The organism is Shewanella sp. BF02_Schw (genome assembly GCF_014596695.2).
Taxonomy (GTDB): domain Bacteria; phylum Pseudomonadota; class Gammaproteobacteria; order Enterobacterales; family Shewanellaceae; genus Shewanella.
In genome coordinates this window covers 122,872-147,944 of sequence record NZ_JABKAW020000002.1, presented here as the reverse complement: position 1 = coordinate 147,944, position 25,073 = coordinate 122,872, and the positions used below count along the sequence as shown (strand labels likewise).

At 40.8% G+C, this 25,073-nt stretch carries 21 protein-coding genes; 19 read left to right on the top strand and 2 right to left on the bottom strand.

Features of this window, described 5'->3' with window-relative positions; genetic code table 11:
- Positions 1-164 precede the first annotated feature (164 nt).
- From HNW13_RS09070 to dinB, 14 genes are all read left to right on the top strand, one after another.
- Positions 165-2,240: a TonB-dependent receptor gene (locus HNW13_RS09070; RefSeq protein ID WP_192115816.1), complete on the top strand. Its 2,076-nt coding sequence runs from the start codon at positions 165-167 to the stop codon at positions 2,238-2,240.
- Between the two features lie 458 nt (positions 2,241-2,698).
- Entirely contained in the window at positions 2,699-4,033 is a 1,335-nt protein-coding gene (locus HNW13_RS09065) for a Na(+)-translocating NADH-quinone reductase subunit A (RefSeq protein ID WP_101086299.1), read from the top strand.
- On the top strand, positions 4,033-5,232 hold the full coding sequence (locus HNW13_RS09060) for an NADH:ubiquinone reductase (Na(+)-transporting) subunit B (protein ID WP_101085799.1): 1,200 nt from the start codon (positions 4,033-4,035) through the stop codon (positions 5,230-5,232). The genes HNW13_RS09065 and HNW13_RS09060 overlap by 1 nt, the downstream gene beginning before the upstream one ends.
- Positions 5,225-6,010: a Na(+)-translocating NADH-quinone reductase subunit C gene (locus HNW13_RS09055; RefSeq protein ID WP_101085798.1), complete on the top strand. Its 786-nt coding sequence runs from the start codon at positions 5,225-5,227 to the stop codon at positions 6,008-6,010. Before HNW13_RS09060 ends, HNW13_RS09055 begins: the two co-directional genes overlap by 8 nt.
- A complete protein-coding gene (locus tag HNW13_RS09050; protein ID WP_101085797.1) occupies positions 6,010-6,642 on the top strand; it encodes an NADH:ubiquinone reductase (Na(+)-transporting) subunit D in 633 nt (210 codons plus the stop codon). Before HNW13_RS09055 ends, HNW13_RS09050 begins: the two co-directional genes overlap by 1 nt.
- 5 nt (positions 6,643-6,647) lie before the next feature.
- Complete coding sequence (gene nqrE / locus HNW13_RS09045) at positions 6,648-7,256, top strand: NADH:ubiquinone reductase (Na(+)-transporting) subunit E (protein WP_101085796.1); 609 nt, start codon at positions 6,648-6,650, stop codon at positions 7,254-7,256.
- Positions 7,257-7,302: 46 nt separating this feature from the next.
- On the top strand, positions 7,303-8,550 hold the full coding sequence (nqrF, locus tag HNW13_RS09040; protein ID WP_101085795.1) for an NADH:ubiquinone reductase (Na(+)-transporting) subunit F: 1,248 nt from the start codon (positions 7,303-7,305) through the stop codon (positions 8,548-8,550).
- A gap of 122 nt (positions 8,551-8,672) precedes the next feature.
- The gene (locus HNW13_RS09035) at positions 8,673-9,686 is read left to right on the top strand and encodes an FAD:protein FMN transferase (RefSeq protein ID WP_101085793.1); all 1,014 of its coding nucleotides are present in this window, start codon (positions 8,673-8,675) and stop codon (positions 9,684-9,686) included.
- 70 nt (positions 9,687-9,756) lie between these two features.
- The gene (gene nqrM / locus HNW13_RS09030; RefSeq protein WP_011636430.1) at positions 9,757-9,981 is read left to right on the top strand and encodes a (Na+)-NQR maturation NqrM; all 225 of its coding nucleotides are present in this window, start codon (positions 9,757-9,759) and stop codon (positions 9,979-9,981) included.
- A 233-nt stretch (positions 9,982-10,214) separates the two neighbouring features.
- Positions 10,215-10,685 carry a bacterioferritin gene (bfr, locus tag HNW13_RS09025; RefSeq protein WP_101085791.1) on the top strand — a complete coding sequence of 157 codons (471 nt, stop codon included), beginning with the start codon at positions 10,215-10,217 and terminating at the stop codon, positions 10,683-10,685.
- Positions 10,686-10,697: 12 nt separating this feature from the next.
- Positions 10,698-11,165, top strand: a complete 468-nt coding sequence (gene bfr, locus HNW13_RS09020; protein ID WP_059746496.1) for a bacterioferritin — start codon at positions 10,698-10,700, stop codon at positions 11,163-11,165.
- A gap of 337 nt (positions 11,166-11,502) precedes the next feature.
- Positions 11,503-12,012 (top strand): hypothetical protein, encoded by a 510-nt coding sequence (locus HNW13_RS09015; protein ID WP_243756228.1) that lies wholly within the window; start codon positions 11,503-11,505, stop codon positions 12,010-12,012.
- 1 nt (position 12,013) lies between these two features.
- On the top strand, positions 12,014-12,532 hold the full coding sequence (locus HNW13_RS09010) for an ankyrin repeat domain-containing protein (RefSeq protein WP_192115817.1): 519 nt from the start codon (positions 12,014-12,016) through the stop codon (positions 12,530-12,532).
- A gap of 199 nt (positions 12,533-12,731) precedes the next feature.
- Positions 12,732-13,811 (top strand): DNA polymerase IV, encoded by a 1,080-nt coding sequence (gene dinB, locus HNW13_RS09005; RefSeq protein WP_182743595.1) that lies wholly within the window; start codon positions 12,732-12,734, stop codon positions 13,809-13,811.
- Positions 13,812-13,920: 109 nt separating this feature from the next.
- Here dinB and HNW13_RS09000 read toward each other — a convergent pair whose 3' ends face one another.
- Entirely contained in the window at positions 13,921-15,384 is a 1,464-nt protein-coding gene (locus tag HNW13_RS09000; protein ID WP_101085788.1) for an aminoacyl-histidine dipeptidase, read from the bottom strand.
- 182 nt (positions 15,385-15,566) lie between these two features.
- On the opposite strand from HNW13_RS09000, the gene HNW13_RS08995 reads away from it, so the two are divergent.
- From HNW13_RS08995 to HNW13_RS08980, 4 genes are all read left to right on the top strand, one after another.
- Positions 15,567-17,108: a leucyl aminopeptidase family protein gene (locus tag HNW13_RS08995; RefSeq protein ID WP_192115818.1), complete on the top strand. Its 1,542-nt coding sequence runs from the start codon at positions 15,567-15,569 to the stop codon at positions 17,106-17,108.
- Positions 17,109-18,035: 927 nt separating this feature from the next.
- On the top strand, positions 18,036-19,325 hold the full coding sequence (locus HNW13_RS08990) for an NCS2 family permease (RefSeq protein WP_192115819.1): 1,290 nt from the start codon (positions 18,036-18,038) through the stop codon (positions 19,323-19,325).
- 281 nt (positions 19,326-19,606) lie between these two features.
- Positions 19,607-20,716: a glutamate 5-kinase gene (gene proB, locus HNW13_RS08985; protein WP_162022517.1), complete on the top strand. Its 1,110-nt coding sequence runs from the start codon at positions 19,607-19,609 to the stop codon at positions 20,714-20,716.
- 10 nt (positions 20,717-20,726) lie between these two features.
- Positions 20,727-22,001 (top strand): glutamate-5-semialdehyde dehydrogenase, encoded by a 1,275-nt coding sequence (locus HNW13_RS08980; RefSeq protein WP_192115820.1) that lies wholly within the window; start codon positions 20,727-20,729, stop codon positions 21,999-22,001.
- 82 nt (positions 22,002-22,083) lie between these two features.
- On the opposite strand, the gene HNW13_RS08975 is transcribed toward HNW13_RS08980, so the two are convergent.
- Positions 22,084-22,419: a hypothetical protein gene (locus tag HNW13_RS08975; RefSeq protein WP_101085776.1), complete on the bottom strand. Its 336-nt coding sequence runs from the start codon at positions 22,417-22,419 to the stop codon at positions 22,084-22,086.
- Between the two features lie 629 nt (positions 22,420-23,048).
- Here HNW13_RS08975 and dnaK point away from each other — a divergent pair.
- A complete protein-coding gene (dnaK, locus tag HNW13_RS08970; RefSeq protein ID WP_101085774.1) occupies positions 23,049-24,965 on the top strand; it encodes a molecular chaperone DnaK in 1,917 nt (638 codons plus the stop codon).
- Positions 24,966-25,073 lie beyond the last annotated feature (108 nt).

Here is a 25,073-nt window from a genome sequence, read left to right as displayed (position 1 = left end):
TTTAGCCGCTTTTTTTTGCGAAGCAACGATTAATATGTCGAGTAAACGTTAACAGTACGCTATTTTTATGTAACTGAAACCGTTATTGTAATGAACGATTTTTACTAAGTGATTCGCCATTTTAGCGATTTTTTGCGTGAACAGACACATATACGGAGATTAATATGTCTAACCACCCATTTAGCCTGTCAGTGATAGCAGCCGCAGTGCTTTATGTTTGCCATTCTACCAATGCCGTTGCAGAAACGGTGACCGAGTCTATTGATAACCTTAATAATCAACTCGATTTACAACAGTTATCGATAAGCCAATTTCATTATCGCCAAAGTGATATTGCACTAGGGTTGACGGGCGCGACAGTGTTACCTACCGGACCACATCAGGATGTGACGATCACACATGCAGGTGCCACTGACGGTGTTGCCATTTTACAAGATGGTATATTCTTTTCTCCAGCGCCGTATTCTGGACAACATTTAGTATTGCAGCCCAATTTATTGCACCAGCAAAAAGTGTCTTTTTCAAGCATGACCAGTGTGACTGAAAGTTCACAAGCTGCTTTTGGTAAGCTTGATTATCAGTCTGTACAAATTAGTCCGCAAAAATATGCAACCGATATCAACGTTGAAGGCAGTGACAATAATGCCATCAATGGTGGGGTTGTGCTAAGTGGTACTTCGAAGCAAAATGGCATGTTATTAGCCGTGGATTATCAATCTGCAGCTGACGATGTGGGTTATCGTGTCGCCCGAGATGCCGACACGACACAAAAAGATATTCTGTTCAAAATCGCTGCCGATAGTTTACCCGGAGCACGCAATGAACAAATGACCGAATTTAGTTATCAGTACTCATCGCAAGAAGCTGACCGCGGAACGTTGGGGTTAACCAGTGTTGATTTTTCGGTAAATCCGACTCAATTATATTCAGCAGCCAGCACCGACAATACTGAAGGCGAGCGTCAACGCTACGTGTTAGCACATAAGCTAATCATGTCATCCACTTCGACGATGGCTACCGACTTTTATTATCAAACCTATTCACAACAATCTCAAGCAATGCAATTTGTTGATGGCGAACAAATTAATAGTGCGTTGCTGTCTCGGATTGCCATGTTTGAAGCAACACCTACCGCCGATGGGATAAACTTAGGATCGTTAACCCAAAATAACGATTTTGCTGGGTTTGGTATGCAAACTAAAGGTGTCAGCATGTACGGTCAGCATCAGGTGACTTATAGTGCGCGCTACCATACAGATAAAGCTGAAATGCGTTTAGGTCAACGTGATTGGTCTTGGAACAATGATTTATCATTGACGCCGACAACAGATGATGAATATGCACTGACGTATACTGATGATGCTTCGGCATTTTCATCAGCGGTAGACACTAAATTAAATTATGGTCAGTGGTCTATTAATCTCGGTTTAGGTTATGAGCATGTCAGCGTTTCTCGTGAGCTTGGTGATGTAAATACGAGCCTTAATGCTGCAGACTTTTCTGATGATGGCTGGTCGCCTTCTATTGAAGTGGCTTATCAGAGTGGGCCATGGTTAGCCGCGTTACAAGCTAAACAAGCTTGGACAGCTGCTTCAGCCGGCAATATTGAGCAAACAGCGCAAGAAGCGCTGCAATATCAATTAGCATTAAGCTACCAACAAGATGCTTTATCGATTGCCATGACGGCTTATATGCATGATTACGATAACCAACATGTAAGCTGTATGCAGGGCATGATATGTGATTATGAACAAATATCATTACAAGAGAATATTAAGGATGTCTCTGTTGTCGGCGCAGATTTGAGCATAGCGTATGGACTAACATTTGATCACTTTTCAATTCCATTCAAAGCCAAATACCAATATACCCAAGCAGAAACAGACAGTGCTAATTGCAATGAATTGATGGCATGTTTTGCTGCCAATAGCCAACTACCTTGGGTGTCAGAACAGCAACTGGCGTTAAGTTCTGGTGTTGTTTATGGTGATATGTCCGTTATGGCGCAAGCTTTATATCAATCTGAGTTAGGTTATCAAGGTGGGTTCACCAATGAACGTGCTATTGATAGTCAGTGGAAGGTTGATATCGCTGCAACTTACCGTTTGACTGAGCAGCACGAGTTGTATTTACGTGTAGAGAATTTGTTAGACGAAGAGTTAGTGGCAAATAGCACCGCAATGGGATTTCAAGCACAATCTGAAATGACTACGTACTTTGGTTACCAAGGCCATTTCTAAGTGGTTTTTTCCAGACATAGGCAGTGTTGAACACTATTTGAACGCTGCTTGCTGTGCCTTTTATTCCCAAATACTAATACTGCTCAAGTGATGACTCATTTGGGCGGTGTTATTTGAGGCGCAACTGTTCTTGTAAACAAACAACTAAAATTATTTCTTTAAAAATTAATGCTATATTTTTTTTAAATCAGAATTCAGCAGATAACATTCACTCCTAGGTTCTAATTTAATTAGTCTGATCTAAAAGCCACCGATTGTGTTAGGTATTGGTTTGAAAACACCTATAATTTTCGTGGCGATAGTCTCATATTTGCGGTAAAATGCGCGCGACCAGCGTGATTATGATCGCATTTTCGAGTTAAATCTGCGCTAGCTCAAATGGCAAGTGTTTGTTAACACTTTGTTTTTGTAGCGGAACGTGGCGCATTGTCTTTCCTTCAAACGTAGTGCTTGTGGATATGATTACAATTAAGAAAGGATTGGAACTGCCTATAGCAGGCGGACCAGAGCAAGTTATCCATAATGGCCCAGCCATTAGACACGTAGCGACTTTGGGTGAAGAGTATATTGGCTTACGTCCAACGATGAAAATCAAAGTGGGCGACAAAGTACAAAAAGGCCAAGTTCTTTTTGAAGATAAAAAGAATTTAGGCGTTAAATATACGGCTTTAGCCAGTGGTACTATTTTAGAAATCAACCGAGGTGCAAGACGTGTACTTCAGTCAGTTGTTATTGCTGTGGAAGGTGACGATAGCGTTGCTTTTGCTCAATACGATGCTGATAAGTTAGACACGTTAGACGCACAAGTTGTTCGTGATAATCTGATTGATTCAGGTTTATGGACTGCTTTGCGTACACGCCCTTTCAGTAAAGTGCCAGCTGTAGATGCTACTGCTGCGGGTATTTTTGTGACTGCAATTGATACTCAACCTCTTGCTGCCGATCCTGTGGTAGTCATAGCTCAACATAAAGAAGATTTTGCAAATGGCCTAAAGGTCCTAGCACGATTAACTGAAGGTAAAGTTTACCTATGTAAAGCTCAAGGTGCCGATATCCCTGCAGCTAATGCCCAAGTTCAAGAGTTTGCGGGTAAACACCCAGCAGGTCTTGCAGGTACGCATATTCACAACGTTCTACCAGCTTCTGCAACACGTACTGTTTGGCATATTGGCTATCAGGATGTGATTGCTTTTGGTCAACTGTTCACTCAAGGTGTGTTAAACACTGAACGTGTGGTTGCTATTGGTGGTCCTAAAGCGAAAAACCCTCGTCTAGTTCGTACCGTTTTAGGTGCTAGCATGACTGAACTGACTGCTGATGAAACAGTTGGTGATGGTGTTCGTGTGATTTCGGGTTCAGTGTTAAGCGGCCGTACTGCGGTAGGACCTCAAGCTTATTTGGGGCGTTATCATCAGCAGGTGAGTGTACTGGAAGAAGGTGATGAAAAAGAATTATTTGGTTGGGCTATGCCTGGTGCTGACAAATTCTCTATTACACGTGCATTCCTAGGCCATTTAAGCCCATCGCGTCTATTTAATATGACCACTAGTACTGGCGGTTCAGACCGTGCAATGGTACCTATTGGTAACTATGAACGCGTGATGCCTCTAGACATTCTACCTACTATGCTACTTCGTGATTTACTCTCTGGCGACTTTGATGGCGCAGTCCGTTTAGGCGCATTAGAGTTAGATGAAGAAGATTTGGCATTGTGTACGTTCGTATGTCCAGGTAAGTATGACTATGGTTCATATTTACGTGATTGTTTAGATACGATCGAGAGGGAAGGCTAATGAGTTTGAAAGATTTTATCGAACGTATTGAGCCGCAATTTGAAAAAGGCGGCAAGTACGAAAAGTGGTATGCCCTTTACGAAGCGGCAGCCACAGTATTTTATACTCCAGGTAAAGTGAACAAAGGGGCAACCCACGTTCGCGATAATGTCGACCTAAAACGTATTATGATTACGGTTTGGGCATGTACATTCCCAGCAATGTTTTTTGGTATGTACAACGTAGGTTTACAGGCTCAAGTAGCGATGGTGGCCGGTTTCGGTACACCAGATGTTTGGCAAGTAGGCTTATTTGAATTATTTGGCGCTCAACTCTCTGCAGACTCGGGCATTACGTCTCTGATGTTCTATGGTGCGTGTTTCTTCTTACCTATCTATGCAGTGACTTTCATTGTTGGTGGTTTTTGGGAAGTACTCTTTGCGTCAGTGCGTGGCCATGAAATTAACGAAGGTTTCTTCGTTACTTCAGTGCTATTTGCATTAACTCTACCGCCAACAATTCCTTTATGGATGGTCGCTTTAGGTATTACCTTTGGTGTGGTTGTAGCAAAAGAAATCTTCGGTGGCACAGGGCGTAACTTCTTAAACCCTGCATTAGCTGGTCGAGCTTTCTTGTACTTTGCTTACCCATTAAGCATGTCTGGCGATACCACGTGGGTTGTTGCTGACGGTTATTCTGGGGCAACGGCCTTAAGCCAAGCAGCGCAAGGTACATTTGACTACGCCTCAACGGCTAACTGGATTGACTCATTTATGGGCTTCATTCCAGGTTCTGTTGGTGAAGTGTCTACCTTTGCTATCTTGCTAGGTGGTCTAGTTATCATTTACGCCCGTATTGCCTCTTGGCGAATCGTTAGTGGTGTTTTCTTAGGTATGGTCGCTATTGCGACGTTGCTTAATATGATAGGTAGCGACACCAACCCGATGTTTGCAATGCCTTGGTATTGGCACTTAGTGTTAGGTGGATTTGCATTCGGTATGATGTTTATGGCGACAGACCCGGTTTCTGCGTCGTTTACCAATACTGCAAAGTGGGCATACGGTTTCCTCATTGGTGCAATGGTGGTGTTTATCCGTGTGGTTAACCCTGCATTCCCAGAAGGTATTATGTTAGCTATTTTGTTTGCTAACCTATTTGCTCCATTATTTGACCACTTTGTCGTACAGTCAAATATCAAGCGGAGGATTGCTCGTGGCTAGTAATAAAGATTCGTTCGGTAGAACGCTATTTGTTGTTGTCGGCTTATGTCTTGTTTGTTCAGTACTGGTTTCGACTGCTGCCGTGGTGTTAAAGCCTATTCAGCAAGAAAATAAGTTACTCGATAAGCAAAAGTATATTCTTGAAGCGGCGAGCCTGATAAACACCAAAGAAGGCAAAGTCACAAAGAAAGAAATTCTAAGCAAGTATGAGCAATATGTTGATGCTCGCTTAGTTGACCTTAAAACCGGTGAGTTTGTTGAGGGTAATGCTAACCTTTACGATCAACGCAAAGCGTCTCGTGATACTGACACTTCGTCAGTGCCAGAAAACGATATTGCTTCGATCAAACGTGTTGCAGATACCGCCGTTGTATACCTTGTTCATAATGATGAAGGTAAACTGACTAGCGTCATTCTTCCTATTCACGGCTATGGTTTGTGGTCAACGATGTATGCACTTTTGGCACTTGAGGCTGACTTAAACACAGTTCAAGGACTTGTTTACTATGACCAAGGTGAAACACCTGGTTTGGGTGGCGAAGTTGAAAATCCAAAATGGAAAGCATTGTGGAAAGGTAAAAAGTTATTTGATGAGCAAGGTAACTTGGCCATTAGTGTAACTAAAAACCCTACAGTGGCTAGTTCTGTTCATGGTGTCGATGCTCTTTCAGGTGCAACACTTACCAGTAACGGTGTACAACACTCATTGACGTTTTGGTTAGGTAAAGAAGGCTTCGCAAACTTTATCGCTAAAGCACGCAACGGAGGGTTAAGCTAATGGCTGACGTTAAAGAACTTAAACAGGTTCTGACCGGACCGATTATCAATAATAACCCAATTGCATTGCAAATTTTGGGTGTGTGTAGTGCTCTTGCTGTTACTAGTAAATTAGAAACAGCATTAGTAATGACGATTGCATTAACTGCGGTAACAGCGTTTTCTAACCTGTTTATCTCACTTATTCGTAACCACATTCCAAGCAGTGTGCGTATTATTGTACAGATGACCATTATCGCTTCATTAGTGATTGTAGTTGACCAAGTATTACAAGCTTATGCTTATGCCATTTCTAAACAGTTATCGGTATTCGTAGGTTTGATTATTACTAACTGTATTGTAATGGGTCGTGCTGAAGCTTACGCAATGAAAACCCCTCCAATGATGAGCTTTATGGATGGTATCGGTAACGGTTTAGGTTACGGTGCAATTCTATTGTCTGTTGGCGTTGTGCGTGAACTATTTGGTAATGGTTCATTATTTGGCGTAGAAATCCTCAGCAAAATCTCTGACGGCGGTTGGTATCAGCCTAACGGTTTATTACTACTGCCACCGAGTGCATTCTTCTTGATCGGTGGTCTGATCTGGTTGATCCGTACGTATAAGCCAGAGCAAGTTGAAGCAAAAGGGTAAACGCAATGGAACATTATATTAGTTTATTAATTCGCTCCGTTTTCATTGAAAACATGGCGCTAGCGTTCTTCTTGGGTATGTGTACTTTCTTAGCGGTATCAAAGAAAATCACTACTGCAATGGGCCTAGGTGTTGCAGTTATCGTGGTACTGGCTATTTCGGTTCCTGCTAACCAAATTATTTATCAAGGTTTATTAGCTCCAGGCGCATTAGCTTGGGCTGGTTTTCCTGATGCTGATTTGAGCTTCTTGAAGTTCATCACCTTTATCGGTGTGATTGCAGCACTTGTACAAATTTTGGAAATGGCTTTAGACAAGTACTTTCCACCTTTGTACAACGCGTTGGGTATTTTCTTACCTTTGATTACTGTGAACTGTGCGATTTTTGGTGCAGTATCTTTCATGGTTGAGCGTGATTATAACCTTGGCGAGAGCGTAGTATTTGGTATTGGCTCTGGTATTGGTTGGGCGTTAGCAATTGTATTGTTAGCCGGTATCCGCGAAAAGATGAAGTATTCTGACGTGCCAAATGGCTTACGTGGCTTAGGTATTACCTTTGTTTCTGCAGGTCTTATGGCTCTAGGTTTCATGTCATTCTCAGGTGTTTCTCTTTAAGAGACCTTGAGAAGACGCATTAATTTGAACCTTTAAGGATAAGTGAATGGGTATTCTTGAATCTACTCCGCTAGATGTCTATCTAGGTGTGAGTATGTTTACTGTGATTGTCTTGGTTTTGGTGTTAGTGATTTTATTTGCTAAATCAAAACTAGTGGCAAGCGGTGATATCATGATTGGTATTAACGGCGACGCAGATAAAGCAATTAAAACAGGTGCTGGTGGCAAACTACTTAGTGTTTTAGCTGACAACGGTATCTTTGTATCGAGTGCGTGTGGCGGTGGTGGCTCATGTGGCCAGTGTCGTGTACACATTAAGTCTGGTGGTGGTGATATTCTACCTACTGAGCTTGATCACATTAGTAAAGGCGAAGCACGTCAGGGTTGTCGTTTATCTTGTCAGGTAAATGTAAAAACTGACATGGAAATCGAACTTGATGAAGAAATTTTCGGCATCAAGAAATGGGAATGTGCGGTTCTATCTAACGATAACAAAGCGACGTTCATTAAAGAACTTAAGCTGCAAATTCCTGACGGCGAATCTGTGCCTTTCCGTGCTGGTGGTTATATTCAGATTGAAGCTCCTGCTCATCATGTTAAATATGCTGAGTTTGAAGTGCCTGATAAATACCGTGGCGACTGGGAACACTTTGGTTTCTTCAAGTTAGAGTCAAAAGTAGACGAAGAAACCATTCGTGCCTACTCAATGGCTAACTACCCAGAAGAGTTCGGCATTATTATGTTGAATGTGCGTATTGCTACGCCACCGCCACGTAATTTAACCTTGCCTTGCGGTAAAATGTCTTCGTACATTTGGAGCTTAAAAGCCGGTGATAAAGTGACGATTTCTGGTCCATTTGGTGAGTTTTTTGCTAAAGACACTGAAGCAGAAATGGTATTCATTGGTGGTGGTGCTGGTATGGCTCCAATGCGCTCACACATTTTTGACCAATTAAAACGTCTTAAATCTAAGCGTAAAATGAGCTTCTGGTACGGTGCGCGTTCGCAACGTGAAATGTTCTATGTTGAAGATTTTGACGGCTTAGCGGCTGAAAATGAAAACTTCAAATGGCACGTGGCGTTATCAGATCCGCAAGCTGAAGATAACTGGACTGGTTATACCGGTTTCATTCATAACGTATTGTATGAAAACTACTTACGTGACCATGATGCGCCAGAAGATTGTGAGTTCTACATGTGTGGACCTCCAATGATGAACGCAGCAGTTATTGGTATGCTAAAAGATTTAGGTGTCGAAGACGAAAACATCTTACTAGATGATTTCGGTGGTTAATGAGTTAATCCATAACATCGACATGTAAGTCATGAGATTGCAGCAGTGCAGACAGGGTGGTTAAACACTGGTCTTGCACGCTGCAATTTTTTTTGTTTATTTATTACAAGTGTAAATTTGACATGACTGTAAATTCAATCAAGTTATTGCTATTGCCGGCGTTATTGCTATTGGTGAGTGCTTGCAGTTCACCAGAGCCCATTATTTCATTATCTGGTAGTACGATGGGGACCACTTATCATATTAAAGTAGTCAACAATGACCGCTTGCCAGAACCGCAGTTACTGCAAGCTGAAATTGATATGGCATTGGAAGTGGTAAACGATCAAATGTCGACTTATCGTTCGGACTCAGAACTGTCTAAGTTCAATCAATTACAAGTTCAACAAAGCGTTAAAGTATCCGCTGATACCATTAAGGTTATCGAAGAAGGTATGCGTCTTTATCAAGAGACTGATGGGGCGTTAGATATCACCTTAGGACCAGTGGTTAATTTGTGGGGCTTTGGTCCCGATAAACGACCTACAACCATCCCGACGCAAGCTCAAATCGATAACGCTAAAGCTAAAATGGGCATCAAGGAACTGTCGATAAAAGGCTTAACATTAACTAAGCATAATGCAGACCTGTATGTTGATTTATCTTCAATAGCAAAAGGTTTTGGTGTCGATAAAATTGCCGCGCTATTAGACAAATATCATGTGTCTGGTTATTTAGTCGAAATAGGTGGTGAGCTTAATGTTAAAGGTACTAAAGCCGATAAAACTCCATGGCGAGTGGCTGTTGAGCAACCTACGAGTGAAGGACAAGCCGTTCAGCAAGTGATTGAACCCGGCACCATGTCATTAGCAACATCGGGTGATTACCGTAACTTTTATCAAGAGAATGGCGAACGTTTTTCACATTTAATCGATCCTCGTAACGGTTATCCTATTAAGCATCAACTTGCCTCTGCAACCGTGTTACACTCTAGTTGTATGACCGCAGATGGATATGCCACCGCTATGATGGTGTTAGGTACTGAGGCTTCATTGGCACTTGCTAAAGAGAAAAATTTAGCAATAATGTTGATTGAGAAGCAAGAACAGGGTTATCAGGTCTATTACAGCGATGCGTTTAAATCGTATGTTAAGTAGGTTCTTTATTTTAAACTGATTGATTAAAAAAGTATTATACCCTTATCTGAATGAGTAATTGGAGTTTGTAATGAGTACATTTATAGCAGCATTTGTAGTGTTATTATTGTTCTTTTTGTTAATGTCTATCGGCTATATCGTAAAGAAGAAAGCGGTAGAAGGTAGTTGTGGTGGTTTAGGTGTTTTAGGAATTGAAAAAGCGTGTGACTGTGATGATCCATGTGACAAACGTAAACGCCGTATGGAAAAAGAGCAAGCTCGCAATGAGTTGCTAAATCAAAATCGAATTATTTAACACCGTTAATTGCCTAAAGCTTAAGTTAATAAACTGATGCTTTGTAAAGAGCCTTCATTTTGAAGGCTTTTTTTATGTTTATGTATTGCTAACGAGTTACAAAGCTTAGTTATAATGATAATGGTTATCAATTGTAAGTGTGTGAAAATAAAGGAAAATTTGCAATTACCCCTATAGTGTTTTATCCTGTTTGTAATTGATCGAGATCACATTATTTATCGAGGGACATTACTATGAAAGGTCATCCTAAAGTCATCAGCCAACTCAATCGTGTACTTACCTGTGAGCTGACCGCCATTAACCAATACTTTTTACATGCTCGCATGTTTAAGCATTGGGGATTGGAAAAGCTTAATGAGAAAGAGTATAAAAAATCGATTGAAGACATGAAGCATGCTGACAAGCTGATTGAACGTGTATTGTTTCTTGAAGGTTTACCTAACCTACAACAGTTAGATAAATTGCGCATTGGTGAACATGCTGAAGAAATGCTTAGCTGTGATCTAACTGCAATTACGGAACAAATTGCCATTTTGCGTGAAGCCATTAAGGTATGCGAAACTCAGCAAGATTATGTTAGCCGCGATTTATTTGAAGATTTACTCGAAGACGAAGAAGAACATCTAGATTGGATTGAGTCGCAGCAAGAGCTAATCAATCAAACCGGTATTCAAAATTATCTTCAATCACAAATTAACGACTAATAGGAAATTATCATGAAAGGCCATCCAGAAGTCATCGACGCTTTAAATAGTTTATTAACCGGCGAATTGTCTGCCATGGATCAATATTTTGTCCATGCTCACATGTATGAAGACTGGGGGTTCAATGAACTGTATACCCGTATTCTGCATGAGTCAGACGACGAGAAGTTGCATGCAGCTAAATTAGTTCAACGCATTTTGTTTTTAGAAGGCACTCCAGATGTTGGCAGCCGTGAAGCGTTGAATATTGGTAAAGATGTGCAAGAAATGCTGAGAAATGATCTTGCATACGAATATCATGTAGCTGATCATTTGCGTAAAGTTATCGCGCTATGTGAAGAAAAAGCTGATTACCAAAGCCGTGAAATTTTAGAAGTGTTATTAGATGACACTGAATCTGATCACATGTACTGGTTAGAAAAGCAACTCGGTCTAATTGAACGTATTGGTTTACAAAACTATTTACAGACCAAAATGTAATGTCTTAATTGATATGTTACATGTTAATAAAGCCCAACTGCGTTTGGGTTTTTTTGTGTCATTTCAACACTCATGTGGAGGCTCTGGAAGACAGGTTAACCGCATTAGTGCTTGCTTTTTGAACTATTCGTTTAACCTGCAAACAAAAAATAGTCCAAGCCATGAAGATTTTATGGGTTATAACAACTCATTAAATAAACTATTTTTGTTTAAAAAACGTTTGGGGTCTTCACCCTGCTCTGGAAGAGATACATTAAAAGTGATAATGGTTTTTTTCTAATTAAATTGATATATTTAGTTTTTAATAGGACGTATTTTAAACTATATGGAAATGGAAATGGAAATGGAAATGGAAATGGAAATGGAAATGGAAATGGAAATGAATAGAAATGTACACCTTAAAAACTTCAAAAGTAGTGAACTCATATTTGATAATGATGAAACTATAATTATTTTAAAGTTCATATTTTCCAGTCAACATTCGATTATAGATGAGTTAGATATTACTGATGAAGTTCGTGAGTTTGCTCAAGGTTTGTTAGTTGAGGCTGTCGATGCATCTTATGCGATGGGATTTATCGACTCTTTATTTCGATCAACAATGAATCCTCAAGATGGTGCTAAAAAAGTCATAATAAAATTTGGGCGCAGCGCTGCAAAACATTGGTTTAGTCATGCAACAGCTAAAGACTTAATGCAAATAAAAATCCATGACAGAGTGAGAGAACAACTATCATATAGCTTCGGTCGTGTTTTAGTGTTGTATTTAAATGGAATAGCAAAAACAAACAGTCGACATTTTGGTGTTTTAGCTTTTAACCTAAATAACAAAGTTATATGGAGTTAAAATGAAACTTAAGTTACTAATTGGATGCGCTTTTACTATTATTATTATGTATTCATTAGGTGCTATTTATTCTCTTGAAAATAGCCGTGTTGAAGATGTTGTATTATGCAGTGTCGAAGATAATACGCATTACATACCAAATTCGTTCTGTGAATTTTATTTGTTTAATTTTAGATTAACGAAACAAGACTTAGATGATCTTCAGTCTGTAGGTGGTATAGCATTTTTATTTGGCATTTCTAATCAGAAAAAAAGATATGTTTATTTAGATAAATTTATCGACAATGGTGCCTCCGTTAATACTAAAAGTAAGATTGATGGACTACCGCCTCTTCATGCCGCAATCTTACTCAATGATAAAAAATTAGTTGAATACTTACTGAGCAAAGGCAGTGACCCTCAACTGCTAGATAGTCAATTACGGTTAAATGCTTATGATTTTGTACTGCTTTTGAAAAGAAAGAATGACTCAATAAATCGAATTGAAGTCATAAGAATGTTGTCTACAATCAATTTATAAATTGAATAATTTGCTAGATGATTTAGCTTTTTTTCAGAATAATATTTTATTGCGTTTTAGGATGGCTTGAAGCTAGCTTTTGACATTTAAAAATATCTTGAGTCACATTTATTCATTATATTAATAATAAGCAACGATTGAATACTGTTTATATATACAGTACCATCATGGTAATTGAGTTAATGATAATGGTTATAGAATGCGTAAAATCATTCACATCGATATGGATTGTTATTTTGCTGCGGTAGAAATGCGTGATTTTCCTGAGTTAAGAGGAAAGCCCATTGCTGTTGGCGGCAGAAGTGATCGCCGTGGTGTGATAAGTACTTGCAGTTATGAAGCCCGCAAATTTGGGGTGCGAAGTGCTATGTCCAGTTATCATGCGTTGCAGTTATGTCCGCAGTTAATTTTAGTGCCTGGACGGATGGAAGTGTATAAATCAGTGTCACTCCAAATACGTGAGATTTTTCATCGATATACTGATCTTGTCGAACCCTTGTCTTTAGACGAAGCTTATCTTGATGTCACAGATTGCGATTCTCATCAAGGCAGTGCGACATTAATTGCCAAAGCGATACGTGATGACATTTATGAGGTCACTGGATTAACGGCTTCAGCAGGTATTGCACCCATTAAGTTTTTAGCCAAAATTGCATCCGATTTAAATAAGCCTAATGGACAATATGTTATCACCCCAAATCAAATTGCTGATTTTGTAAAAGACCTACCTCTGAGTAAAATTCCTGGCGTCGGTAAAGTCACTTCAAAAAAGTTAGCCGATATTGGCTTAACCACTTGTTATGACGTGCAACAATACCCTAAAGTGCAATTAATTGAGGCCTTTGGTAAGTTTGGCCATGTGTTGGCTGAGCGTGCACAAGGTATCGATTCAAGGCAAATTAGCCCGCACCGAGTGCGTAAGTCAGTAGGGGTTGAAACCACGTTAGCTAAAGACATTTTTACGTTAGAGCAATGTCATCAAGTATTACCACAGCTTATTCAAGAGCTGAGTGCTCGGGTTCATCGGAGTGCGAAAGATAGACAGATCCATAAGCAGGTTGTAAAACTGAAATTTAATGATTTTAAGCAGACCACCATCGAGCATCGCAGTGATGAGATTTCAATTAACCTGTTTCATGAATTATTACTGCAAGCATTACAACGAAGCCAAGGGCGAGGGATTCGGTTACTCGGTGTGAGCGTTGGCCTAGCGGATGTGACGTTGGTTTCTTCCGAGAATAGTGCCGATCAAATTACTCAACTCGATTTACAATTTTAGGCGCCCATTTTATAACGGAAACCATAGAGAGCAAAAAGGCGACATTGCTGTCGCCTTTGATTTATAGCTTATCCGCCAATTATAATCTTGGCCATAATCACTTGATTGATTACGCCTCTTTAGCAGGAATACGCTCTAATACAGCTAGCAGTAATTCCCAATATTGACCAACCGTGGTGATGTTAACCATTTCATCTGGGCTGTGCGGATAGCGAATCGTCGGACCAATCGATACCATGTCCATATGTGGATAAGGTTCTTTAAATAAACCACATTCAAGACCCGCATGAATAACCATCACAGTAGGATCTTTTTTATAAATATCGTTATAGGTGTCACGCACAATTGCCATAACAGATGAGCTAGTGTCTGGTTTCCAACCTGGATAAGCACCGCTTAAATCAATGCTAGCACCCGATAGATTTGATAGTGCGGTTAGCATACCGGTGACTTCTTCACGCCCCGAATCGATTAATGAACGAATAAGGCATAATATTTCTACGCTTTCATCTTCAGTACTGATCACGCCTATATTTAGTGATGTTTCAGTCACACCCTCCACTTCATCACTCATGCGCATTACGCCGTTAGGGCAAGCATGTAATAAATCGATTAAGGTATTTTGCGCTTCTTCGCCCATGACTTTTGTTGGTGCATCAATAGCGGCTAATGTGAGTAACATCGATGGGTCAGCTACGGCTAACTCTTCACGCACTAACGCTTGAAATGACTCAATAGCTTGTTTTAATGCTTCAACATTTTCAGCTGGCAACATCAATTGAACGTTAGCTTCACGTGGAATAGCATTACGCAGCGAACCACCACTAAAGCTGACCAGCTCTAAGGCTAATTCGTCACTGTATTTAAATAAAAATCGCGCTAATAACTTGTTAGCGTTACCACGACCAAGATGAATATTGACACCAGAATGGCCGCCTTTTAAACCCGACATAGTCAGTGAAAAGCTGGCGTTGCTTTGTTCTGGTGCTTGCCAAGACATTGGTATACTTATCTGTGCATCAACACCGCCGGCGCAACCCATGTAGATTTCACCTTCTTGCTCTGAATCAGTATTAATTAAAATTTCAGCATCAAGGTAACCGGCTTCTAAACCAAAAGCGCCCGTCATGCCGGCTTCTTCATCAATGGTGAGCAGCACTTCGAGTGGCCCGTGCTTAATGTCTTTACTGCCTAAAACGGCCAGCGCCGAAGACATACCAATACCGTTATCTGAACCTAAGGTAGTGCCTTTGGCTTTAACCCAATCACCGTCTACATAGGCTTCTATCGGATCGGTTTCAAAGTTATGTACTTTGTCGGCATTTTTTTGCGGCACCATATCAATGTGCGCTTGTAACACCACTATTTTGCAGTTTTCCATTCCTGCAGTAGCAGGCTTACGGATGATTAAATTACCCACTTTGTCTTCAACAACCGCAAGGCCTTGAGCTTTTGCCCATTGTTGAATATGTTGTGATAACGCATGTTCATGTTTTGATGGATGTGGAATAGCACAAATTTGTTCAAACCATTGCCATAGAGGCTGAGGATATAATTGAGTTAATGCAGTCACGAAACGCCCTCTAAGATGAAATCAAGTCGATATACGACACAAAATATTACTGCCACTATTTTAACATATTCTGCGCAGTTACTTGATATTGCGATAGCGATTTGCCAAGGTTTAGTCCACAAATCTGTAAATAATTATGAACCCACTAATTTATCTATATTCCTAAAGAGTAAGGATCTTGTATGACCCAAGTGAATAAAGCGGTTACCGCGTACCAAGTGCCAATTATTGATGTCACAAGTGATGAGGCTATTTTTGAAGGCGAAGGTTGGGACGCTGTTGTTGTGATAGCGACGAGTTTAGCTGAGATCAAACAAGATGAAGTGAGTTTGCTTGCTGCACACGCTAGTCAAATAGATTTCCGTGTCGGTAACAGTGCCACGCTCCTTTTTGCGCCAGGGTTAGCCGGTGGTCGTTTGATTATCTCCCCAGTGACAGATAGCGACAATGAGTATAGCGATGTCAGGATTTTTGCCAAAGCCGCTCGAGAAGGTATTGCCATTGCTAAAGCCGCAGGTGCCACTAAACCTTTACTTGTTGTTCCAAGGGTAACTGACAATCGCTTTGCCAATGCAGAACAAGTTGCCGCACTGGCGTGTGGACAAGAGCTTTGGCAACCGTTAGAGGCGCGAGAAGCAAAGTCTTTACAACCGAGTTTTACCGCGATTGGACTATTGAATACTGCCACCCATAGTTTATTACTTAATGCGGCAGAATCTGGACGAGTATTGGCGCGCGATCTTTGTGGTACAGAACCTGAGCGTATGTCGGCTATTGGGTTTGCACAATATTGTGTTGATGCTTTTGCTGATAGCGATTTGGCTGTATCTGTGGTTGATCAAGTCGAGCAGTTAAAAGCGCAATACCCATTACTCTGTGCAGTGGGCAGAAGCTCTTTTGATGTTGCACGTCATCATCCACGAGTGGTAAAGCTTGAATATGCTGGTGAAGGCCCTATTACAAAAACCTTATTCTTTGCTGGCAAAGGTGTGGTTTACGACACAGGTGGCGCTGATATTAAAGTTGCAGGATCTATGGCTGGAATGAGCCGTGATAAAGGTGGCGCGGCAGCAGTTGCCGGTTTAATGAAAGCACTATCAATACTGAAACCTAAAGGTATTAAAGTCATTGCTGAACTCGGATTAGTAAGAAACAGTATTGGCAGTGATGCATTTGTCACCGATGAGATCATTACTAGCCACGCAGGTGTGCGAGTCCGTATTGGTAATACTGATGCAGAAGGTCGCTTAGTATTGGCTGACTTATTATCGCATTTGCGAATACAGGCTCAAACCGCAGTGAATCCACAATTATTTTCGGTGGCGACGTTAACCGGTCATGTTGTGCGAGCCTACGGTGGTTACCCTGCATTAGTTGAAAATAGCGCGGCTAAAAAGCAAGGGGTTGCAGCAACACTCGCTGAAGTGGGTCAGTTATGCGGTGAACCATTTGAGGTTTCACGATTACGTCCAGAAGACTTTGATAAAGTTGCCGATAAAAATGGCGCTGCAGATGTGGTGTCATCGAATAATGGTCCGTCTTCAATTACGGCTCGTGGGCATCAATATCCTGCCGCTTTCTTGATAAAAGCCTCTGGATTAGCTCAAACAGAGCTGGCATTTACCCATATTGATATTGCAGGCAGTGCGGTGGAGGGCGATCCTCTATATGGAAAGCCAACTGCAAGCCCTTTGGTTGCTTTATTACAGTTTTCAAAGGTGTAGTCATATTATATTTAATTACTTGTTTTATAATGGATTTATTTATAGTTTACATGTTGATAACAATAGTTATACATAGTTTTAATACGAAGTAATTGTAATTAAATCACTTTTAATGATGTTTTTGTGAATTAAAGCAAATAATACTTGTAATTAAATTACAGTTTTGTATAATTCACTTCGTCGACAAGCAATGTGTTTGTCGACTCTAGTTAATCCAGGATGGATATAACCTCCAAGGATCTGAGTGACAAGTTGTCTCAATGGATTTGAGAAATGTACGTTCCAGGGAACCGAGCCAAGCTTTACTAGGTTTATACAACTTTACTTTAATCAGGAGCATGACTATGTCTTATACAGGTAACAGCAAATTTTATTGGCAAAACACTTGGTTTGCCGACGTAACAGTTTTACGTGGCGGTATATTCGCCATGAAACGTTAAGAATTGACCCTCTTTACGTAGTGTTAATATCCATCAACCTTTTGTTCGTCTCGTTTGACGGTTTTAGACAGGGTGGTAAATTAATTAATTTATCGCCACATCACGTTAAGTGGTGCTAGCTTTCCTTTCCCCATATGGGATGCTTGTAACATGTCTGCCTACTCTATTGAGTAGGCTTTTTTTTGTCTTAAATTCAGCTAGCTTTTAGTTAGATTCAAGCTAATTGGTTAGTAGCTAATTGGTTAGTAGCTAATTGGTTAGTCGCTAATTGATTAGTGCGCTATATAAAAAACTGAAATCTTTCAACAAAAAGGCTATTGATAGCTATCAAGGTCGTAAGTATTTATAATTCCCCGCAATAAAGTAAGCCCTCTGTAATGATGTCGACTCAGCGAGTATGGTCAGTAGCACAAGGCTTACCGCATCCTCATCTGTAGCAATTTAACCATTAATCCAATGTTAACCTTTGCCCAAGGAACCCCGTTCCATGTTAGAAAAACTATTTAAACTTAAACAGAACAACACCAGTCTTAAGCAAGAGGCTGTGGCCGGTCTGACTACTTTTTTAACGATGGCCTACATCATTTTTGTTAACCCTATGATGCTTGCTGATGCAGGGATGGATCATGGTGCAGTATTTGTTGCCACATGTTTAGCTGCTGCCATCGGTTGCTTAGTTATGGGGTTATTAGCTAATTACCCGATTGCATTGGCTCCGGGTATGGGACTGAATGCTTTTTTTACTTACACCGTTGTTGGTGAAATGGGTTACAGCTGGGAAACAGCACTTGGCGCGGTCTTTATGTCAGGAGTGTGCTTCTTAATTTTATCCTTAGTTAGGATCCGCGAGTGGATAGTCAACAGTATTCCAATGTCGTTACGTTTTGGTATCGCAGCTGGTATTGGATTATTTTTAGCCTTAATTGGCTTAAAAAATGCCGGTATTGTAGTGGCTAGCCCTGCAACATTAGTGACTATGGGCGATATCACCTCATTTCCTGCATTGATGGCTGCGTTAGGTTTCTTCTTAATTATTGCTATGGTTCAACGTGGCTTAAAGGGTGCTGTTATTTTCAGTATCCTAATTGTGACTGTTCTGGGAATGATATTTGGCGATGTGCAATACCAAGGCTTAATTTCAATGCCACCGTCTATTGCACCGACATTTATGAAGATGGACTTGTCTAGTGTATTAGACGTGAGCATGTTATCGGTGGTTTTTGCCTTCTTGTTTGTCGATTTATTTGATACATCAGGTACCTTAGTCGCTGTTGCTCAACGTGGCGGACTGCTTGATGAAAAAGGCCGTTTACCTCGAGTAAAACGTGCCTTAACCGCAGACAGCGTCGCCACGATCACTGGTGCTGCATTGGGTACATCAACTACCACTAGCTATATTGAAAGTATCGCAGGGGTGAGTGCAGGTGGTCGCACAGGTTTAACTGCCGTTGTAGTTGGATTACTGTTTTTAGCGGCGTTATTTGTGTCGCCATTAGCGGGTATGGTGCCAGCGTATGCCACAACTGGAACCTTGTTTTATGTTGCTATTTTAATGATGTCTGGCCTAGTCAATGTTGATTGGGAAGACTTAACTGAAGCCGCTCCTGTTGTCGTGACTTGCTTATTAATGCCGTTAACCTTTTCTATTGCCAATGCTATTGGGCTTGGGTTTATTTCTTATGCTGCGATCAAATTGATGACAGGGCGTTTTAAAGATTTAAATCCAGGTATTTTAGTGGTGGCCGCATTGTTTATTGCCAAGTTTATTTACGGTTAATTAGCTGTCCATGAGTACAGTGAGTTAATAAATTGGCTAAAGCCAATATAAAAAAGGGCTATTAGCCCTTTTTTTGTTTTTCTAATAAGGCGCCAATAACTACCCTATTGCAGCTCAATGCAACTGAGTTAGCAGAATTAAGGACTGTTTGATAACTATTTATTAACCTGAAAATGGTTAATCTAGACAAATATTCCAGTATTAGCGGCTTTCACTATGAATTATCGAGTGAATTGGGTATAAAAATGAACTGAATATTTTTTGTAAGCTGAGTAATACAAATGGGTTATCGCCGCGTAGTAGTTAAGTTAGGCACCAGCGTGCTGACATCGGGCAGTAAAAAGCTTGATAAAGCACATATGGTTGAATTAGCCAGGCAAATGGCCTCGCTTATGCGTTCAGGCGTTGAAGTCGTATTGTGTACATCAGGCGCTATAGCTGCTGGGCGAGAGCATTTACAATATCCAGTGTTGCCAGACACTATGGCCAATAAACAGTTACTTGCAGCTGTGGGTCAAAGTCAGTTAATTTTGGCTTGGTCACAATTGTTCAGTATTTACGGGTTGCATGTTGGCCAGTTATTGTTAACTCGTGCTGATTTACAAGATCGTGAACGTTACCTTAATGCGCGCGACACCTTAAATGCATTATTAGCTCATAATATTATCCCGATAATTAATGAAAATGATGCAGTTGCAACCAATGAGATTAAAGTGGGTGATAATGATAATTTATCAGCCCGTGCAGCCTTACTTTGCGATGCTGATTTACTTATCTTACTGACCGACCAAAAAGGCTTATTTGATGCCGACCCACGCACCCATCCCGACGCACAGTTAATTAAACAAGTTGTCAATATTGACGACAGTTTACGTTTATTGGCTGGCGGTTCAGTGTCAGGACTTGGAACGGGCGGAATGGCGACTAAACTTGAAGCGGCGGATGTGGCTCGACGAGCGGGCATAGAAGTTGTCATCGCTTCCGGTCATCACCCTGATGTTATTGCCAAAGTGGCGGCGAGGGAGTCTGTCGGTACTCATTTTAGTGCAATCGAAAATCCATTAGAAAGTCGCAAACAATGGATCTTGGCTGGTCCTGCTTCACAAGGTAAATTAGTTGTAGATGCTGGAGCATCGGTTGCCGTTGTTGCTAATGGTCGTAGTTTATTATCTAAAGGCATTGTCGATGTTGAAGGCAATTTTGAGCGCGGGGCGACCTTACTGATTGTGAATCAAACCGGTAAGATTTTGGCTAAAGGCATTAGCCGATATTGCGCCAATGATTTAACCAAAATTAGCGGTAAACATTCTGATGATATAGAAAGTCTACTGGGCTATAACTACGGCGATGCCGTGGTTCATCGCAATGATATGGTCGTACTTGATAATTAAGGATAAACATATGTCAGCCACAGAAACAGAATATTTAACTCAATTAGGGCAACGTGCTAAGGCTGCAAGTTTTATCTTAGCGAGTTTAACAGCGAAACAAAAAAACGTATTGTTAGCTACGATTGCAGACCACTTAGCGCAGCGGAAAAATGATATTTTACAAGCGAATGCACAAGATATCATTGCAGCGAAGCAAAGTGGTTTAACCGAAGCCATGATCGATAGGTTGATGCTGGACGAAGGGCGGCTAGGCGGAATTATAGCTGACATTGATAATGTCATCGCACTAGCCGACCCTGTCGGCAAAGAAGCTGACAGTCGGGTATTGGATAACGGCTTACGCTTAACTCGTCGCAGTGTCCCATTAGGTGTGGTGGGGGTTATTTATGAGGCTCGGCCAAATGTCACCGTTGATATTGCCGTGTTGGCGTTAAAGACCGGTAATGCAGTGATTTTGCGTGGCGGTAAAGAAACCCTAACCTCAAATAAAGTGCTAAGTGAAGTTATCCGTGATGCATTGGTGAGTTTAGATTTACCTAAAGATGCCGTGCAGCTCATTGATTCACCAGAGCGGAGTCTTGTCAGTGGCTTACTAAGACTCGACAAATATGTTGATATGATTATCCCTCGTGGTGGACAAAACCTGCAGCGATTGTGTGCTGAGCAATCGAGTATTCCTGTCATTTTAGGCGGCATTGGCATCTGTCATTTATTTGTCGATAAACAAGCCGATTTAGTGCGTGCAATCGATGTAATTGCCAACGCTAAAGTTCAACGCCCGACTGTGTGTAATGCCTTAGATACATTATTAATACATCAACAGGTTGCTGCCGAATTTATTCCTAATATTGCCTCACATTTACACTCACTTGGGGTTCATTTCCATGCTTGTGCAATAACTTTACCTTATCTCGATGGGTTAGGTTTTGATGTTACACCTGCACATGATGAATCGTTTTCAACAGAGTGGTTATCGCTCACGTTAGGGATCAAAGTGGTTAATGATATTGACGAAGCCGTGGAGCATATCCGTCATTATTCTACAGGGCATTCTGAAGCCATTTTAACGGATAACATTCACACAGCGAGTGACTTTATGAATCAAGTTGATTCCGCCGCAGTGTATGTGAATGCCAGTACTCGTTTCACCGATGGTTCACAATTTGGTCTTGGCGCTGAAGTGGCCGTGAGCACCCAGAAATTACATGCCCGTGGTCCAATGGCGTTAGATGCACTGACCACATACAAGTGGCTAGCTTGGGGTGATTACACCTGTAGGCAATAATGCATTTTGTTGTACTTATAATAATAAAGGGCGCAAATAAGCGCCCTTTATTGTTTGTGCTGAGAGACGCTATAACAGAGCGCTATAAATTATAAATAAGATGACTGGGCGTTACTGGCTCAACCAAACGTTCATAGGTGGTTAATAACCAAATTGCAAAAAAGGCACAAGTCATTAATATCGCCACAATTCTAAATGCTTGCGCGTATTCCATCACATAAGTGAAATATCGACGTTGTACTGCATTGGTCATAAAAGTGGCGATAAGTGAAAATACACACAAATACATAGCTGGATATTGTGTGGTACTTACGCCATAAAACTTTTCATAAACTAGAATTACCATAACAATTGCTAAGGTAACAATGCGTATCTTACGTTCGGTATTATCACTGAAATTCCATCTTGGCAGTCCCATTGCCTTACTTCCTCTACAATCATTTGAATTTTTAGTACTTTTTTAAACATCTATATACTTTTATAACGCTAGTTGTATTTTTTATCAAATGATTAGCGTTATTTAATGCTTTTGTTTGCAGTGTGACAGCAAAATACGACTAACACCGCTGAAATGCCAAGCAGGTTAATATGATATAAACCAATGTCGATTGAAAATGAACGATGTGCTTAATAAGTTCAATACTGGTATGAGTAACGATTATATCGCTATTACAATCTAACTCATCATTAGAGTGGGTGCCTTTCGGTAAAGTATTACCGTGTCTACGCTTTGTTACTGCACTATTCCGGCTGCTTTTACTGTTTTTTTTCACTATTTCGCTTATTTTGGCTGTGGTTGTGACTTATTGTTCACCCACCTTACATTATTGGTATGGCCCGCATAAAAAAATCCATAAAACAGGATAAATATTTACTTATCCCCTTGTAATTCACTTTGTTGTCCCAATATAGGTATCAAGGCTGATATGAGTGGTTAATTTTGAATCTCAAGTTAAGCAACAAAATGCTTGAAATACTTGTTGTTCATCCCCATATCAACATCAAATAACATATTTGTGACGACTAACGTCAATTTCGGAGGACCCCATGGGCAAAATTATTGGTATCGATTTAGGCACAACAAACTCGTGTGTAGCAGTCCTTGATGGCGGCAAAGCACGCGTAATTGAAAACGCAGAGGGTGATCGCACAACCCCATCAATTATCGCTTATACCGATGATGAAATTATTGTAGGCCAGCCAGCAAAGCGTCAGGCTGTAACCAATCCAACAAACACATTCTTTGCCATCAAGCGTTTAATCGGTCGTCGTTTTAAAGATGACGAAGTTCAACGTGATGTGAACATCATGCCATTCAAAATTATCGCAGCTGATAATGGTGATGCATGGGTTGAGTCACGTGGTAACAAAATGGCACCACCACAAGTTTCAGCTGAAATCTTGAAAAAGATGAAAAAGACTGCTGAAGACTTTTTAGGTGAAGAAGTGACTGAAGCGGTTATTACCGTTCCTGCTTACTTTAACGATTCACAACGTCAAGCCACTAAAGATGCTGGTCGTATCGCAGGTCTTGATGTTAAGCGTATTATCAACGAACCTACTGCTGCTGCACTTGCATACGGTATCGACAAGAAACAAGGCGACAACATTGTTGCTGTATACGATTTAGGTGGTGGTACATTCGATATCTCTATCATCGAAATTGACAGCAACGATGGCGACCAAACATTTGAAGTACTAGCAACCAATGGTGATACTCACTTAGGTGGTGAAGACTTTGATAACCGTATGATTAACTATTTAGCTGATGAATTCAAAAAAGACCAAGGCTTAGATCTTCGTAGAGATCCTTTAGCAATGCAACGTTTGAAAGAAGCCGCTGAAAAAGCAAAAATCGAGCTTTCAAGCACTAACCACACTGAAGTTAACTTGCCTTACATCACTGCTGATGCATCAGGTCCTAAGCATTTAGTGGTTAAAATTACTCGTGCTAAGTTAGAGTCATTAGTTGAAGATTTAATTCAACGTACTCTAGAGCCGCTTAAAGTTGCACTAGCTGATGCTGATTTATCAATATCAGATATCAATGAAGTGATTCTTGTGGGTGGTCAGACTCGTATGCCTAAAGTACAAGAAGCAGTAACTAACTTCTTTGGCAAAGAGCCTCGTAAAGATGTTAACCCTGATGAAGCGGTTGCTGTTGGTGCGGCGATTCAGGCTGGCGTACTTTCTGGTGAAGTGAAAGACGTACTTCTACTTGACGTTACCCCACTATCTCTTGGTATTGAAACCATGGGCAGTGTGATGACAAAGCTTATCGAGAAGAACACCACTATCCCGACTAAAGCTCAGCAAGTATTCTCAACAGCTGACGATAACCAAAGTGCCGTGACTATTCACGTACTTCAGGGTGAACGTAAGCAAGCGAGTGCTAACAAGTCATTAGGTCAATTTAACCTTGAAGGTATTGAGCCAGCACCACGTGGCCAACCACAGGTTGAAGTGATGTTCGACATTGATGCTGATGGTATCTTACATGTGTCTGCAACAGACAAGAAAACAGGTAAGAAACAAAACATTACTATCAAAGCTTCTTCAGGTTTATCTGATGAAGAAGTTGAACAAATGGTACGTGATGCTGAAGCTCATGCTGATGAAGATGCTAAATTTGAAGAGTTAGTTAAAGCGCGTAATCAAGCAGATGGTTTAGCTCATTCAACTAAAAAACAAGTTGAAGAAGCTGGCGATGCACTAGCTAGTGACGAAAAAGAAAAGATTGAAGCAGCAATCGCAACTTTAGAAACTGCCATAAAAGGCAAAGATAAAGAAGCCATTGATACAGCAACTCAAGCGCTAATCGAAGCGTCTGCTAAGTTAATGGAAATTGCTCAAGCTAAAGCTCAAGGTGAAGCAGAAGGTCAAGCGCACGATGCTGGCCAAGAAAAGCCTGCTGATGATGTTGTTGATGCTGAGTTCGAAGAAGTTAAAGACGACAAAAAGTAATTAGCAATTTCAGCTGGTTACCGTTAAAGCGGGCGTTGGGGTTATCCTCAAACGCCCGTTTGTATAATTTAAGTTTAACAATTTACTCACACCTTCGAGAAACAGAAC